Annotated in this window: 14 protein-coding genes; 13 read left to right on the top strand and 1 reads right to left on the bottom strand. The window is 48.6% G+C overall.

Annotation, left to right across the window (positions count from 1 at the left end; translation table 11 throughout):
* The 7 genes from ACI4J0_RS05870 to ACI4J0_RS05900 form a co-directional block, all read left to right on the top strand.
* A partial coding sequence (locus ACI4J0_RS05870) for an Lrp/AsnC family transcriptional regulator (protein WP_439764879.1) occupies positions 1-438 on the top strand: 438 nt, incomplete at its 5' end.
* Positions 439-476: 38 nt separating this feature from the next.
* Entirely contained in the window at positions 477-1625 is a 1149-nt protein-coding gene (locus tag ACI4J0_RS05875; protein WP_439764912.1) for an aminotransferase class I/II-fold pyridoxal phosphate-dependent enzyme, read from the top strand.
* Positions 1625-2191, top strand: a complete 567-nt coding sequence (locus tag ACI4J0_RS05880; protein ID WP_439764880.1) for a hypothetical protein — start codon at positions 1625-1627, stop codon at positions 2189-2191. Before ACI4J0_RS05875 ends, ACI4J0_RS05880 begins: the two co-directional genes overlap by 1 nt.
* Before the next feature lie 22 nt (positions 2192-2213).
* Positions 2214-3059, top strand: coding sequence for a 4-(cytidine 5'-diphospho)-2-C-methyl-D-erythritol kinase (ispE, locus tag ACI4J0_RS05885; protein WP_439764881.1), 846 nt, complete (start codon positions 2214-2216; stop codon positions 3057-3059).
* Positions 3060-3135: 76 nt separating this feature from the next.
* On the top strand, positions 3136-3393 hold the full coding sequence (locus ACI4J0_RS05890; RefSeq protein ID WP_439764882.1) for a FeoA family protein: 258 nt from the start codon (positions 3136-3138) through the stop codon (positions 3391-3393).
* A complete protein-coding gene (feoB, locus tag ACI4J0_RS05895) occupies positions 3390-5396 on the top strand; it encodes a ferrous iron transport protein B (RefSeq protein ID WP_439764883.1) in 2007 nt (668 codons plus the stop codon). Before ACI4J0_RS05890 ends, feoB begins: the two co-directional genes overlap by 4 nt.
* A 14-nt stretch (positions 5397-5410) precedes the next feature.
* Positions 5411-5584 (top strand): FeoB-associated Cys-rich membrane protein, encoded by a 174-nt coding sequence (locus tag ACI4J0_RS05900; protein ID WP_439764884.1) that lies wholly within the window; start codon positions 5411-5413, stop codon positions 5582-5584.
* Between the two features lie 26 nt (positions 5585-5610).
* Here the strand turns inward: ACI4J0_RS05900 and ACI4J0_RS05905 are convergent, their stop codons facing one another.
* Positions 5611-6144: a hypothetical protein gene (locus ACI4J0_RS05905; protein WP_439764885.1), complete on the bottom strand. Its 534-nt coding sequence runs from the start codon at positions 6142-6144 to the stop codon at positions 5611-5613.
* Between the two features lie 320 nt (positions 6145-6464).
* Here ACI4J0_RS05905 and ACI4J0_RS05910 point away from each other — a divergent pair, with 320 nt between their 5' ends.
* From ACI4J0_RS05910 to ACI4J0_RS05935, 6 genes are all read left to right on the top strand, one after another.
* Positions 6465-8207: an ABC transporter ATP-binding protein gene (locus ACI4J0_RS05910; RefSeq protein WP_439764886.1), complete on the top strand. Its 1743-nt coding sequence runs from the start codon at positions 6465-6467 to the stop codon at positions 8205-8207.
* 19 nt (positions 8208-8226) lie between these two features.
* Positions 8227-9999 (top strand): ABC transporter ATP-binding protein, encoded by a 1773-nt coding sequence (locus tag ACI4J0_RS05915; RefSeq protein WP_439764887.1) that lies wholly within the window; start codon positions 8227-8229, stop codon positions 9997-9999.
* 161 nt (positions 10000-10160) lie between these two features.
* Positions 10161-12080 carry a substrate-binding and GGDEF domain-containing protein gene (locus ACI4J0_RS05920; protein WP_439764888.1) on the top strand — a complete coding sequence of 640 codons (1920 nt, stop codon included), beginning with the start codon at positions 10161-10163 and terminating at the stop codon, positions 12078-12080.
* 48 nt (positions 12081-12128) lie between these two features.
* Positions 12129-12959: a C39 family peptidase gene (locus ACI4J0_RS05925; protein WP_439764889.1), complete on the top strand. Its 831-nt coding sequence runs from the start codon at positions 12129-12131 to the stop codon at positions 12957-12959.
* Between the two features lie 31 nt (positions 12960-12990).
* Positions 12991-14124: an exonuclease SbcCD subunit D gene (locus ACI4J0_RS05930; protein ID WP_439764890.1), complete on the top strand. Its 1134-nt coding sequence runs from the start codon at positions 12991-12993 to the stop codon at positions 14122-14124.
* Positions 14125-16899, top strand: a complete 2775-nt coding sequence (locus tag ACI4J0_RS05935) for an AAA family ATPase (protein ID WP_439764891.1) — start codon at positions 14125-14127, stop codon at positions 16897-16899. It abuts the gene before it with no gap.
* The last annotated feature ends 8 nt before the right edge of the window (positions 16900-16907 follow it).

Below are 16907 nucleotides of genomic sequence, written 5' to 3' on the forward strand. Positions count from 1 at the left end.
TCTGACGAGCAGCTTGCGGTCATGCTGGGAATTACCCCCGAAGAAGTCGCGGCACGTATTGCGGACTACGAAAAAAAAGGCGTGATCAAGGGCTATAACGCTATCATAAATGACGAGCTGGCGGACAAGAACGCTGTAACTGCGTTTATCGAGGTCAAGGTAAAGCCCAAGAAGGAATTTGGCTTTGACGAGCTTGCCCGCAAGATAATGGAATTTGACGAGGTAGACTCGGTAACGCTCATGTCGGGTTCATTCGACCTTGCCGTGACGCTCAGAGGAACAAACTACAAGGAGATCGCTCTCTTTGTGGCTCAGAGACTTTCCTCAATGGAGGGCGTAATTTCCACCTCCACCCATTTTGTACTCAAGCAGTATAAGGAACAAGGCTTCTTTATCGAACAGGAGGCCGCAGATGAAAGGGGCTTCGTATCTCCGTGATAGATTACGATAAGCTTATTTCCGAGAAATGTAAGGTAATGAAGCCCTCGGGAATAAGAAAATTTTTTGATATTGCCGCTCAGATGGATAATGTTATCTCTCTGAGCGTGGGCGAGCCTGATTTCCAGACGCCCTGGAACGTTAGACAGGCAGCTATAACATCTCTTGAAAAGGGAAAGACCAAGTACACCGCTAATGCGGGAATTGCCGAGCTGAGAACGGCTATCAGCAGAAACATCGAGAAAAACACAGGCGTAAAATATTGCGACAAGGACGAGATAATCGTTACAGTAGGCGGTTCCGAGGGCATTGACATTGCCATAAGAACGCTTATCGAAAACGGCGACGAGGTGCTTATCGTGGAGCCCTGCTTTGTCTGCTACGCTCCCATAGTGTCGCTCTGCGGCGGAGTTCCCGTTACCCTCCGGACCACCGCCGAGACCCAGTTCAGGCTCACTCCCGAAATGCTCAGAGAAAAGATAACCGACAGGACAAAGCTTCTTATCCTGCCTTTCCCCAACAACCCCACAGGAGCCGTTATGGAAAGAAAGGACCTTGAGGCTATTGCGGACGTTATCCGTGATACGAATATCCTCATTCTTTCCGATGAGATATACAGCTCCCTTACATACGGTTCAAAGCACTGCTCCATTATCGAGATAGAGGGAATGAAGGAGCGCACCATATTTGTGGACGGCTTCTCAAAGGCATATGCAATGACAGGCTGGAGACTTGGCTATGTGGCAGGACCTCAGCCCATCATCAAGCAGATGCTGAAAATACATCAGTACGGCATAATGAGCAGCCCCACCGTTTCACAGTATGCGGCTATAGAGGCGCTGGAAAACTGTGACGATGATATTGCAAAAATGCGCGATGAATACGATATCCGCAGAAGATGGCTCGTTAAAGCCCTGAACGATATCGGTCTCACCTGCTTTGAGCCGAGAGGTGCTTTTTACGTATTCCCCAGCATCAAGTCCACAGGGCTTTCCAGCGAGGAATTCTGCGAAAGACTGCTTTACGAGCACAATGTTGCGGTAGTTCCGGGAAATGCCTTCGGAGACTGCGGCGAGGGATATATAAGAATTTCATATGCATATTCCCTCAAGCACATAATGACCGCCATAGAGCGAATAAAAGAATTTCTTGCCGACCTGGACAAGCAGAAAAAGGGTAACGGCTGATGATAACGGCAGAGGAGCTTTTAGAAAATGCCCCCGCCCTTGCAAAGCGGAACTTTGAGCGAAACAAGCGCATGCGAAAGCCTGTGGGTCTGATAAACGGTCAGAGAAGCTGTGCGGTATCATCGTACAGGCTGGGGATATGCAAAATGTCCCATAACGGCTGCGGAGCCATTGCTGTATACAATGCCCTGCTTTCCGCAGGTCACAAGCCCGATCTTGCAGCTATTTCCTTAGGTATCGACTGCTGCGCTCTGAATATGTGGGGCATATTCGGAACAGACCCGAAAAAAGCGGAGGAGCTTTTCAGAAAATGCCGTATCCCTGCGGTGAAAGCAAAGGACTATGACGATTTCGTAAATGTTATGGGCGCTGTCAGGGTAGGGATACTCTGCTACTGGGTGGCAAAGCCCGGGCGTTCACTGCTTCACTACGTTGCCATAGTCAACAACGGACAGGGCTATGACGTGTGCAACAGATTTTCAAACCGCAAAACTCCCTCAAAGGTGCGTTCTGTCGGTGATTTCTGTCCCAAGGAAAGCTATGTCTGCGGATTTTTCATAAGCTGAAAGCCGGAAGGAGAGGCGTATTTTGGACAGCCTTACTGTAAGCGCAAGAGCTAAAATAAACCTGTACCTTGATGTTACAGGCAGAAGAGCGGACGGCTATCATCTGCTTGAAACGGTCATGCACACTGTTTCCCTGTGCGATACGGTCACTCTCACAAAAACGGGTAAGAGCGGGATAGAAATATCCTGCTCCGACCCTCTTATTCCCTGCGATGAAAAGAACATTGCCTATAAATGCGCCGCAGCCTTTTTTGAGAAAACGGGAATATGCGGCGGGGGTGTGAGCATAGATATTATAAAAAACATTCCCTCCCAGGCAGGCATGGGCGGCGGAAGCGCAGACGGAGCAGCTGTCCTCACGGGGCTTAACAGGCTGTTTTCCGCTGAGCTTTCCGAAAATGAGCTTATTTCCCTCGGAGCAAGGATAGGCGCGGACATACCCTTCTGCATAAAGGGCGGCTGCGGCTACTGCACGGGGATAGGGGAGATAATTGAACCGCTCCCCAAAATATCGGGAACGGTGCTTATGGGCAAGGGCGCTATGGGTATCAGCACTCCCGAGGCATTCAAAAAAATCGACTCTGCGGGCTATAGGATCGGCACAGAGGGCGTAAAGGATATTTTCGGAAGTGTTTGTTCTCTCAAGGATATCGCACCCTACTGCCGCAATATATTTGACGAGGTTTCCTGCCTTGACGAGGTTTCTCACATCAAAAAGATCATGACCGACAATGGCGCTGTCCGGTCGCTTATGACAGGAAGCGGCTCGGCGGTTTTCGGTCTGTACGAGTCGGAGACTTCGGCTGAAAAGGCATATGCATTATTAAAACAATACGGCTATTTTTCGGCTTTGTGCAGTCTTGTGTAGTATGCCTCGGACTGCCCTGCCGAAATTTTATGCCGCAGGTGTTAGAATACACTAACTCGCGAAAGGATATGATAAAATGACTCTGGATAAGCTTCCTATAGGTCAGAGCGGTATCATTACGCAGGTGGGGGGCGAGGGCGCACTTCGCTGCCGTCTCCTTGATATGGGACTGATACCGCGGACTCAGGTGACGGTGCGAAAAGCCGCTCCCATGGGCGATCCTATTGAAATACATCTTCGGGGCTACGAGCTCACTCTCCGTCTTGAGGAGGCAAAAGAGATAACTATAATGCCCACAGATACCACCAATTCTGAAAGGATGAATACAAAATGATATTTGCCCTTGCGGGAAATCAGAACTGCGGAAAAACCACACTCTTCAATCAGCTGACAGGCTCAAACCAGCACGTGGGAAACTTTCCCGGCGTTACGGTAGAGCAGAAAAGCGGCGAGGTAAAGGGATACAAGGACTGCACCGTGGTCGATCTCCCGGGAATATACTCTATCCGCCCCTATACCATTGAGGAAATAGTTACAAGAGATTTTCTCATAAACGAAAAGCCCGACGGCATCATAAACATAGTTGACGCCACAAATATCGAGCGCAGCCTGTACCTCACGCTCCAGCTCAGCGAGCTGAAAATACCCATGGTGCTTGCGCTCAATATGATGGACGAGGTGAGAAGCAACGGCGGTACCATAAATATCGCCGAGCTTTCCGAGAGGATAGGCATACCCGTTGTGCCCATATCCGCCGCAAAGAATGACGGCGTTGAGGAGCTTATCGAAACGGCTGTGAATACTGCAAAAAAGCGGATACAGCCTAAAAAGATAGACTACTGCAGCGGTGCGGTACACAGATGTATCCACGCGGTATGCCACATAATCGAGGACCACGCCGACAATGCAGGGCTTGGCAGACGCTTCTGCGCCACAAAGCTTATCGAAGCCGACCCGGCAATTACCGAAAAGCTGGAGCTTAACACCAACGAGCTTGAAATGATAGAGCACAGCGTTACTGAAATGGAAACGGAGATAGGTATGGACAGAAACGCCGCCATTGCCGATATGCGCTATACCTTTATTGAGGACGTGTGCAGCAGGGCAGTGGTGAAATGCCGCGAGAGCAAGGAGCATATCCGAAGCGTGAAGATCGACAGCATTCTTACCAACCGATACCTTGCCATTCCCATGTTCATTCTGATAATGGTGCTGGTTTTCTGGCTCACCTTCGGGGTCATAGGCGCATTTTTAAGCGACCTTCTTTCCTCCGCCATAGGAATTGTCACCGCCGCGGCAGACAGCGCACTTACAGCCTACGGGCTTAACCCCGTTATCCACAGTCTTATCATAGACGGCATATTTGCAGGTGTGGGAAGTGTACTGAGCTTCCTGCCCACCATTGTCACCCTGTTTTTCTTCCTGTCAATGCTGGAGGACAGCGGATATATGGCAAGAGTGGCATTCGTTATGGACAGCCTGCTCAGAAAGATAGGTCTTTCGGGACGTTCCTTTGTCCCGCTCATAATCGGCTTCGGCTGCTCTGTTCCTGCTATCATGGCGACAAGGACGCTTTCCTCCGAGCGGGACAGAAAAATGACAGTTTTCCTTACGCCCTTTATGTCCTGCAGCGCAAAGCTCCCCATTTATTCGGTGTTTGCAATGGCGTTCTTTCCCGACCACAGCGCACTTGTAATGGCGTTGCTTTACTTCTTCGGCATAATCTGCGGCATAGTTTACGGCATTATTCTCAGCAAGACAAAATTCAAGGGCAAGCCTGTTCCCTTTGTAATGGAGCTGCCAAATTACCGTCTGCCATCTCCCAAAAGCGTGGTGCTGCTTATGTGGGACAAGGCAAAGGACTTTCTGACAAAGGCATTTACCGTAATTTTCACCGCCTCGGTGATAATATGGTTCTTACAGTCCTTTGACGCAAGGCTCAACACCGTTTCCGACAGCTCTCAGAGCCTTCTTGCCGCTGTGGGAAAGATAATCGCTCCCATATTTGCGCCCCTTGGCTTCAATGACTGGCGGATATCCACCGCCCTTATCACAGGCTTTTCAGCAAAGGAAGCGGTGGTGTCTACACTGTCGGTGCTTTCGGGAGCAGGCTCTACAGACCTTCTTCCTGCTGTTTTGCAGGGAATGTTCACCCCTATGACTGCGGTAAGCTTTCTGGTTTTCTCGCTTTTGTACACACCCTGCGTTGCGGCGGTGGCTGCGGTAAAGCGGGAGATGAATTCTGCCTTTGCGGCTGTGGCATTTGTGGTTGTGCAGTGCGCAGCAGCGTGGTTAGCCGCTTTTGTGGTTTATAATGTGGGTATGCTTATTTTCTGAAAGGACAGGTACATATGACTGCTGCCGATATCATCGCTTTGGTAATAATATTCTTCCTGCTTTTCTGCGCGGTGAGATATATGATAGTCTCACGGAAAAAAGGGGGCTGCTGTACCGGATGCTCGGGCTGTTCGGACTGCGGCAAATGCGGAAAGAAAAATGACGGAAAAAATAACGCCGCTCCCTGAGTGGGGGAGCAGCGTTACAGAGAGTTTTAATTTTCCCTGAATGTTTCCAGAAGCACATTAAATAAAAGCAGATAAATACAGTCTGAGCAAACGGCGCAGACTATTCCTGCAAGGGCGGACGCAAGTCTGCCCTTTTTTTCTTTTACCCTGTTGACCTTAATATCGGGAGCGGTCACGAACACAGCCGCCGTTGCCCCAAGGTGTACCGCAAGCCCCAATATGAGCCACCACACCGCAGAATATCTGAAAATGGAATAGAGAAAAATGCACCCAACCATTCCCACGATATTGACGCTCAGATACAGTGGAACGGAGATATCCTTGCTCAGAGCCTTTGTGCAGATAAAGCAGGCGGGGAAGGTCAGAACTGCTGCCATTGCCGCAAGTAAGAATGTGCTGCCGAATTTTGAGGCAAAGAAAAGAGAGTAGAATTCCATGGGGAAGATAAACCAGAGTATCACCCACAGGACCGCTGCTCCCAGACTGATGACCGCCGCTTTGCCCTTTCGCTTCAGGGTGAAATAGGGAGCATTTTTTTCGGAATCTTTTTTATCGTTCATATTTATGTGCATATCCTTTCGGGGTAGTATGGTATTATTTTACCATATTATTGCGATTAAGTCAATCGGGTGAAATGAAGATAATTTTTATGCGCTGTAAGTTAAATATCTTTATACTGCTCAATATGTTTAAACACATTAAACGTTTAAGGGACATAAAATAAATTTGTTCATATAATATTATCATAAAAACCATTGAAAACCTTTTTATATGGTGTAAAATAACTGTCAGTGCCTGAAAAATACAGGGAATTTTCAGGCTGACAAAAAAGGTAAAAACAGTAAAAAAAGTCTTTCCGAAAAAGGGGGATAAGTTAAATATGTTTCAGATTAAATGGCTTTGGGAAAATCTGAAGGGATACCGCGCGGTATATATTGCGGCTCTTTGTATGACTGTTACATGTATGTCAATGTACATTATAACGCCGCACTACAGCAGCAGGATAGTGGACGAATATATCTACGGCGAGCACGCTGCGGAAAATCTTTCGGCAGACCCTAACGGTCTTATTGCCCTTGTAATTGCGATGATAGCCTTTACGCTGCTCAGAACGATAATTACATATACTTCGGGTATCTGCTACGAAAAGGCTTCTCAGGGAATAGTCTACAGAGTGAGAAATTACCTCTTTGCCAATGTTCAGAGACAGGACGCGGACTTCTTCGACAAGAACCGCACAGGCGACCTTATGACCCGTCTCAGCGGCGACCTGGATATGGTCCGTCACTCTATCGCCTGGATCATCAAGTCTATACTTGAGTGCCTTGTGCTTTACACCGTTTCAATTGTGTTTTTCTTCTCCATTGACTGGCTTATGGCGCTGTGTATGATAGCTCTTACCCCGGTTATTTTTGCAATAACCATGGCTTTCAAAAAGGTCATCGGTCCCAAGTACGTGGAGCAGAGAGACAGACTTTCGGAAATGAATACGGGCGCCGAGGAAAATATCTCGGGAAACCGTGTTGTAAAGGCATTCGCAAGAGAGGACTTTGAGGAAGAAAAGTTCGACGAGCAGAATAAGAAATATTCGGCGGCAAACAAGGCAGCCTCCCTTCTCTGGCTGAAATTCTTCCCCTATATCGAAGTCACCGCTCAGGGACTTTCGGTGGTACAGCTCCTTGCAGGAGGACTGTTCGTTATCAGCGGACGTATCACCGTCGGCGAATATACCGCCTTTTCGGGACTTATCTGGACAATGTCCAACCCTATGAGAATGCTGGGAAATATCGTAAATGACCTCCAGCGCTTTGTGGCGTCTCTCAACAAGATAATCGAGGTATATTATTCTCGTCCTCTTATCGTTGACCGTGCGGATGCTGTTGACAAGAGCGGACGGTTTGACGGCTCGGTGGAGTTTGACCATGTATCCTTCTCCTATAACAAGAAAAATCCTGTTTTAAAGGACATTTCCTTCAAGATAAATGCAGGTGAGACCGTTGCGGTAATGGGTCCTACGGGTTCGGGCAAGACCACTCTCATTAACCTTATCTCCCGTATGTATGACGCAGACGAGGGACGGGTAATGGTTGACGGGGAGAATGTCCGTATGTTAAAGCTTAAACAGCTCAGAAAGAATATCGGCGTGGCTTCTCAGGACGTGCTGCTTTTCTCGGACACCATCGAGGGAAATATCGCCTTCGGAAACAGCTCCATGTCCGATGAGGACGTGCATAAATACGCTTCTCTTGCCGCTGCGGACGAATTTATCAAAAAGACCTCCGACGGCTATGATACCATTATCGGTGAAAGAGGAGTGGGTCTCTCGGGCGGTCAGAAGCAGAGAATTTCCCTGGCGCGTGCCCTTGCGGTAAAGCCTGCGGTGCTTATTCTGGACGACACCACCTCGGCGGTGGATATGGAGACCGAGAAATACATTCAGAACAGTCTCAGAAACCTTGATTTCAAATGCACAAAGATAATCATCGCCCAGCGTATCTCCTCCACCAAGGACGCAGACAAGATAATCATTCTGCGAGACGGAAGGATAGAGGACATAGGCACCCATGAGGAGCTTATAAGCAGGGAAGGCTATTACCGAGAAGTCTATGACCTCCAGACCTGACAATAAGGGAGTGATATAAATGGCAAGAAATAAATTCGACGTTGACGAAGAGCTTGAGACCCCTTTTGACATACGGCATTTCAAGCGTGCGCTGAAATATGTGGGCAAATACAAAAAGCAGGTCATCATTTCGATGGTGCTGAGCGTTTTTGCCGCAGTTATCGGACTTCTGGCTCCTCTGATAACCCAGAGAGCGCTGGACGTTACCCTTCCCGAAGGAAATAAAACAGAGCTTTTTATACTCGCCGCATTCCTGCTCCTGACCATAATCATAAGCGTGGAGTTTTCCGCTGTCAGAGCAAGGATAATGACCAAGGCGGGACAGGATATGATATACGATATCCGAAAGGACCTCTTTGAGCACTTGCAGAAGCTGCCCTTTGAGTATTATGACACCCGTCCCCACGGAAAGATACTTACAAGGGTCATAAACTATGTAAACAGCGTTTCCGACCTGCTCACAAACGGACTTATCACCTTTGTTCTGGAGCTTTTCAATATCCTTTTCATCATTGTATTTATGTTTTTCGTCTGCTGGCAGCTGGCGCTGGTGGTACTTGCGGGAATGCCGCTGTTCATCGGGTTTATGTTTGCAATAAAGAAGGCTCAGCGCAGAGCATGGCAGAAGGTCTCAAACAAATCCTCCAACTTAAACGCATATCTCCACGAGGGCCTTGTGGGCGTTGGCATAACCCAGAGCTTTACCCGTGAGGAGGAAAACGAGGCAATATTTGACAGGCTTTCCGTTGAATACCGCAAGTCGTGGATGAAGGCCATCTACTTTTCCAATGCGGTATGGCCTGTGGCAGATAATATTGCAATATGGGTAAGCGGCGCCATATATCTCATAGGTCTCCTGGCGCTGGGACCCAAGGCGGGCATCACAGTCGGTACTATCGTAGCTATGACAGGCTATTCGGGACGCTTCTGGCAGCCTATTATGAACCTTTCAAACCTTTACAACACCTTTATCAACACCATTGCATATCTTGAAAGAATATTCGAGACAATGGACGAGCCCGTTACCGTTTCCGACAAGGAGAACGCTTCGGAAATGCCCAAGATAAAGGGCGATGTTTCCTTTAAGAACGTGACCTTCGGATACGAGAGCGGTGTAAATATCCTTGAAGATCTGTCCTTTGACGTCAAGGCAGGTCAGAGCGTTGCGCTTGTAGGTCCCACGGGCGCAGGCAAGACGACTATCGTAAATCTTATCTCGAGATTTTATGACCTGAACGGCGGACAGGTGCTTATAGACGGACAGGATATCTCAGATGTGACACTTAGATCCCTCCGCTCCCAGATGGGAATAATGCTACAGGACAGCGTTATTTTCAGCGGCACCATACGTGACAATATCCGTTACGGCAGGCTTGACGCCACCGATGAGGAGATACGTGCCGCCTGCAGGGTCGTTGGTGCAGACGAGTTTATAAACGAAATGCCCAAGGGATATGATACCATAGTCAAGGAAAGAGGCTCTTCTCTTTCTCAGGGTCAGAGGCAGATGATAGCCTTTGCCAGAACTATTCTCGCAGACCCGAAGATACTCGTTCTTGACGAGGCGACCTCCTCCATTGACGCCAAGACCGAAAGGTACATTCAGCAGGGCATAGACCATCTTCTCAAAGGCAGGACATCGTTTATCATCGCTCACCGTCTTTCCACGATAAGAAGCTGCGACAAGATAATGTACATATCCGACAAGGGCATTGCCGAGTCGGGCACTCACGAGGAGCTTATGGCGAAAAAAGGGCTTTACTACAAGCTTTGTATGGCTCAGGCAATATGATTTTCAGAGGCTGCGGAGAAATTTCGCAGCCTTTTTTGTATAACCTGCGAAAAACATCTGTATTTGGTGAAAATATATCATTTCGGTATTGAAATAGGCAGAAAAATGTGATATAATAGAAAAAATAATATAACCCGTTTTATTTTTTCGGAGGCAGTAGTATGAAACGTAAAAATATCGCGGTCTGCGTCACAGGCTACAACTGGGAATATGAAAGCCGTATCGTAAAAGGAATAAGCGACAAGTGTGCCGAGCTTGATGTAAATCTTCTTATTTTTGCCACTCTGATACAGCGCCCTCCTCTTAATACGGACAGGGTGCTGCCCGAAAGCGTTATCAAGGGCGAGACGGAGATATTTAATCTCATAAATTATGATATTATTGACGGAATTATCATGCTGGGCGACTCAATTATTGAGGAGAGGGTCATTTTTGATGTGGCTGATAAGGCTGCAAAAAAGAATATCCCCGTTGTGAATGTCAGCGACCCGACTCATACGCTTTTCAGAAACGTGGTCCTCAGCGATAAAACAGCTATGGAATTTGTTGTTCGTCATCTTGTGGAGGAGCATGGGGTGACAAAAATAAACTTTATCGGCGGCTTTCCCGGAAATCTCCAGACTGAGGAAAGGCTTGCAGCATACAAAAAGGTGCTTGAGGAGCATAATATCCCCATAGAGGAAAGCAGGATAGCTTACGGAAAGTTCTGGAAAGAAGCGTCGGAATGCACGAAGCAGTTTATTGATTCGGGAGATATCCCCGAGGCTATTGTCTGCGCCAACGATACCATGGCTATTTTCTGTATGGACTATCTTCAGGACAAAGGCTACAGGATACCCGAGGATATTATCGTCACAGGCTTTGACGGAACAGGCGATTGTGAGGTATATAAGCCCTCCCTTACTTCTGTGCGCCCCGGCTATGAGACAGCGGGTCACAGGGCTGTGGAGATACTTTCGGGTATATGGGACGGAAAGGAAACGGAAGTCGTTTCGGAAGTGGGTTCCGAGCTTATACCTATGCAGTCATGCGGCTGTGTTCCTAAAGAGGAGAAGCATACATACGATTTCTTCAGCGAAAGATACGGCGCAGAGACCGATGCGCTGGAGTTCCGAACTTATATTCATGATATGAATACGGATTTTGCTGCTGTGAAAAATCCTGCCGAGCTTTTTGCAAACGCAAATTCCAGCGCAAAGTTCTTTAAGCTGAAAAAATTATTTATATGCATTTGCTCAAACATTCATAAAGAAAGTGTGGAGCTGGATAAAGAAGATATCATTTCGTCCTTCAAGGGCATTTCCGATACAATGGTGAATATGTTCAGCTACGGAAGCGACGTTCCTGTAGGAAAAGCTTTTCCAACAGCGGAGCTTGTTCCCGAGGATATACTTAACGGAGAAAAATCTGTGGTATTCGCCTTCTCGCCCCTTTATTTCAAGGACAATTTCTTAGGCTACCTTGCATACGAGCCATCGGGCTTTAATGGTTACGGAAAGCATTTTGAGACCTGGCTTATGACGCTTTCAAACAACACCGGAAGCTTCTACATGAACAAGAAGCTGGAGCTTGTTGTTGAGCAGCTTGAAAATCTATACGTGAGAGATCCCCTTACGGGACTTTATAACAGGCGGGGTATGTCCAAATACGCCATTGAGCTTCTGGAAAATGCAAAGAAAGCAGATTCCTGCGTTACAGTCGTATGCTCGGATATCGATAATCTGAAGCCGATAAACGACCTTTACGGTCATGAGGCAGGGGATAATGCCATCGTTCAGACGGCGAGGGCTATCGATAAGGCCATGCCCGCAGCAGCTGTAAGCGTGAGAACGGGCGGAGATGAATTTTGTTCGGTGCTCAGAAGCTGCAGCGATGAGGAGATAAAGGGAATAATTGAGCGGATAGAACAGGCACTTGAGGAATACAACAGCTCAAGCGGACTTTCATATAAGATAGGCTGCAGCTGCGGCTTTTACCGTATGAAGGCAGCGGAGGTCGAGTCCATCGAGAAGATAGCCGCTTTTGCCGATGAGGAAATGTACAAGGTAAAGATAAGAAAAAAGGCTATGAGAAAAATGTGATGACAAGCGGGGCATTGCGCCCCGTTTTCATTATCGGAGGAGGCGGTAATGCTGAAATATGCGGTAATGTGTACGGCGCTGGGCATTGCCCTTGCAGTAAGCGCCGCTTCATACATATATGTCTGCAGGGACAGCAATGAAAAAAATGAGCTGGGCGAACGCCTTGCCTATGCGGAGCTTAATGCCGATATCCACCGCAGGTTCGGAGGCTATGACATTGAAGCCCTTTGCGAAGGATATGAGCCTCCTAAGTCTTTTCTGGGTCATACCGAGATAAGCATGGAGGTAATAAATCAGTATCCCGAGCTGCCTGTGGGCTGCGAGATAACCTGTGCGGCGGCAATGCTTAAATTCCTGGGTTATTCCATTGACAAATGCGATCTTGCGGATAATTATCTTCCTGTGGGCAGCGAGTTTACTGAAAAGGACGGCAGGCTGTACGGACCCGACCCCCGTAAGGTTTTCGTGGGAGACCCTTACGGAAAGGGCTACGGCTGCTATGATGAAGTCATTGCGGCGGTGCTGGACGATTATTTTTCCTCTCACGGCTCGGAAAACAGGGCGGTCATTCTCGAGGACGCCAGCTCTGCCGACCTTGAAAGGCTCATTGACGGCGGAGCACCCGTTATCGTATGGGCGTCGATCGATATGAAGCCCTACAGGTACAATGCCGTGTCCGAATGGCAGACGGCGGAGGGCGACACCATAATGTGGCTCTCAAATTCCCACACCTTGATACTTACAGGCTATGACGGAGCCTATTATTACTTTATGGACTGCTCTGACAAGGACGAGATACAGCGTTATCCCAAGGAGACCTTTCTCAGCAGATGGAAGGAAAACGGCTGTCAGAGCGTTACTGTGAAGATAAATAAATAAGCAGGCGGCTGCTTCCGAAAGGCTGGTTTTTATGAAATTTATTCATCTCTCAGACCTTCATCTTGGAATAAGGGTCAATGAGTTTTCCATGATAGAAGATCAGAGATATATCCTTGAGCGTATAACGGGCATAATTGACAGAGAAAAGCCCGACGGGATAATTATTGCGGGGGATATTTATGACAAGACCGTGCCCCCTGCGGAAGCGGTGGCGATGTTTGACGATTTTATAAGCGGTATCGCTAAAAGAAACATTCAGACCTTTATCATAAGCGGAAATCACGACTCTGCGGAGAGAGTTTCCTTCGGCTCGAGGATAATGGACGCAAGCGGTATACATTTTTCTCCCGTCTATAACGGCAAAGTAAGTCCTGTAGCTATGGAGGACGGCTTCGGCAGGGTAAATGTTTATATGCTGCCATTTCTGAGGCCCTCATCGGTGAGGGCGTTTTATCCCGATGATGATACTGACAGCTACTCCTCGGCGGTGGAGACGGCGGTGAGACATCTGGAAATTGATGCATCCGAGAGAAATATCCTTGTTACCCATCAGTTCGTTACCGGTGCGCTTCGTTCGGACTCGGAGGAGATCTCGGTGGGCGGCACGGATAATGTTTCCGCGGATATTTTTTCGGAGTTTGACTATACCGCTTTGGGGCATATCCATGGTCCGCAGAATATCGGCTCGGAAAGGATAAGATACTGCGGAACGCCCCTTAAATACTCCTTTTCCGAGGCGGGTCACAGAAAATCCGTTACCGTCATAGAGCTTTTGGAAAAGGGAGCGCTTTCTGTAAGGACGGAGGAGCTTATCCCGCTTCGGGATATGGTGGAACTTAAAGGCAGCTATGAGGAGCTTATGAGCAGGAGCTTCTATGAGGGAACGAGCTATACAGAGGATTATGTTCATATTACTCTTACCGATGAGAGCGATGTCCCCGACGCTGTTTCAAAGCTGAGAATGGTTTACCGAAATCTTATGAAGATGGACTATGACAACGCCCGCACGCGCAGGCAGAATATCATTTCGGGAGCGGCTGAGGTGCAGGAAACGGACCCGATAAAGCTTTTCGGGGAGTTTTTCGAAGCGCAGAACAATGCTCCTATGACTGAGGAGCAGGCGGCTTTTGCGGAGGATATCATCAAGGAAGCGTGGGAGATGTAAATGAGACCTTTAAAGCTTAAAATGACGGCGTTCGGTCCCTATGTGGGCAGCAGAGAACGGGCTGTTGTGATAGATTTTGACAAGCTTGGCAGAGAGGGACTTTACCTTATCACAGGCGACACGGGAGCAGGCAAGACTACTATTTTTGACGCTCTGACCTTTGCTCTTTACGGAGAGGCGAGCGGCGAAAACAGGGACCCGAAAATGCTCCGCTCCAAATATGCGGCAGGGGATATCCCCACTGTGGCGGAGCTTACCTTTGAGTACAGAGGCTTGGTTTATGTCATAAGGCGAAATCCCGACTATGAGCGCCCGAAGAGCAGGGGCGAGGGAGTCACGGTGGAGAAGGCGTCCGCTTGCCTCACATATCCCGACGGCAGGGTGCTTGACGGGAAGATAAGCGAGGTCAACAAGGCTGTACGGGATATTATCGGCATTGACAGGGACCAGTTCATGCAGATAGCCATGATATCCCAGGGAGATTTTCTGAAGCTCCTTTTAGCAGGCACGGCGGACAGGCAGGAGATATTCAGAAAGATATTCAAGACGGAAAAGTACAAGCAGATACAGGATATTTTGAAAAGCAGAGCGTTGGAGCTGAAAAAGGAGTATGACTCACTGAGATCGGGAACCGCAAGGTTTATCGGGACTGTTCAGGCAGATGAAAGAAGCATATATTTCCCGAGACTTGAGATGGCAAAAAGGGGCGAGCTGCCTTTTGACGATGCATCGGCAATAATTGAAACCCTTATTTCAGAGGACAGGGAAGCCGAGACGAAATGCTCGGCAAGGCTTTCGGATATTGAAAAGGAGCTTGGTGCAGTTCTTGAAAATATCGGCAAGGGCAAGAAAATAAAGGAAGCCCGTGACGCACTCTCGGACATAAAAAAGCGGCTTGAGGAGCTTTCACCCGTTCTTGAAGCTTCAGAGATCAGTCTCAAAGAGAAAAAAACGGCTCTCTCCGCAGGGGACGAGCTTACGGCAAAGGCTGAGAAGCTGAAAAATGAGCTTGATAAATTTACGCAGCTTGAGACCGTTTCTTCGGAAGCGGCGGCGCTTGAAAAGCGGATATCCGATAACAGCCTGTCGGCAGCTCAGAAGTCCGAGCAGCTGACAAGGGGCGAAAACAGGCTTCACGAATTAAAAAATGAGCTTTCGGAGCTTGAAAATGCAGGGGAGAATGCTGCAAATCTGAATAATGCCCTGGAGAAGCTCGGCACAGAAAAAGATGAAATGAACAGGCTGAAACGTGCGGCAGATGAATTTGACAGGATACGTGCAAGCCTAGAAAGGGAAAAGAAAAATTATCTTGCGGCGTCAAAGGAATATGAGAGGGCGCAGGAGCATTATCAGCGGCTCAATAAGGCGTTTCACGATGAGCAGGCAGGTATTCTGGCGCAGGAGCTTGCGGAGGGAATGCCCTGTCCTGTGTGCGGCTCGGTCCATCACCCCTCACCTGCGGTCAAATCTCAGTCTGCTCCCTCAAAGGAGCAGGTGGAGGCTGCGGCAGATACGGCTCAGCAGAAAAATGCGCTAATGAACGAAGCAAGCAGCCGCTGCGGCGAGATAAGGGGCAGGTTTGAAAACGGCAGGAAATGGATAGGGGAGCGTATTGCGGGCAGATGTGATGAAAATTCTGTCCACGACTATATTAACGGCGAGCTTATGCGGATAAGCAGCGAGATATCCGAAAAAACGGGGCTCCTTGAGCGCGAAAATGAAAGAAGCAGGCGGAAAAAAGCAGCAGCAGAGGCTGTTCCTGCGGTGGAAAAGAAGATAGGAGAAATAAAAGACAGCATTTCCGAGCTTAAAAGCCTGATATCTTCCGATGAAGCTGTCCTTGCACAAAAACGTGAGACGGTAAAGACGCTTTCGGCAGAGGTGGGCTTTGAGAGCAAGGCTGCGGCGCAGGCAGAGATATCAAAGCTTCTGGCTGAAAAAGACCGCCTTAAACGGGAATATGAAGCTGCTGAGGAAAAATACAAGCAAAACTCTGCACTTGCGGACTCCTTAAAGGGTCGGAAGGAGCAGCTTGAAAGTCAGCTTGAAAATTCCGATGGTGCGGATCTTGATGCGCTTGAAGAAAAACGTCGGGAGCTTACGGTCATAAAGGAAACTGCTTCGGCTGAAAATATTGTCATATGCGGCAGGCTCCGTGCAAATATTTCCGCCCTTGAGCAGATAAATGCCCAGTGCGCCGAGATGGCAGAGACGGAAAAGAAATACGCCGCTGCAATGGCTCTTTCGGACACTGCAAACGGCAGACTTGCGGGCAAGGCAAAGATAAGCTTTGAGACCTATGTGCAGATGTATTTCCTTGACAGGATACTTGAAAGGGCAAACCGCAGGCTGCTCATTATGTCGGACAATCAGTACGAGCTGAGACGCAGAGAGCAGGATAAGGCAGAGGGCAGCGGTCAGAGAGGACTTGAGCTGGACGTTCTCGACCATTACAACGGCACTGTGAGAGATGTGCGGTCTCTTTCGGGCGGCGAGTCCTTCAAGGCTTCTCTTGCGCTGGCTCTGGGACTTTCGGACGAGGTGCAGTCCTCGGCTCCTGCCATAAAGCTTGACTGTATGTTCGTGGACGAGGGCTTCGGCTCTCTTGATGAGGAGTCGCTCAGGCAGGCGATAAAGGCGCTTTCCGAGATAGGCGGCGGCAGCAGGCTTGTGGGCATTATCTCCCATGTGTCGGAGCTTAAAGAGCGTATCGAAAAGCAGATAGTAGTTACCAAGGACATCAGCGGCGGCAGCAGGGCAGAGGTAAGAGTATAATAATACAG

The organism is Huintestinicola sp., assembly GCF_051882455.1.
Lineage (GTDB): Bacteria > Bacillota > Clostridia > Oscillospirales > Ruminococcaceae > Huintestinicola.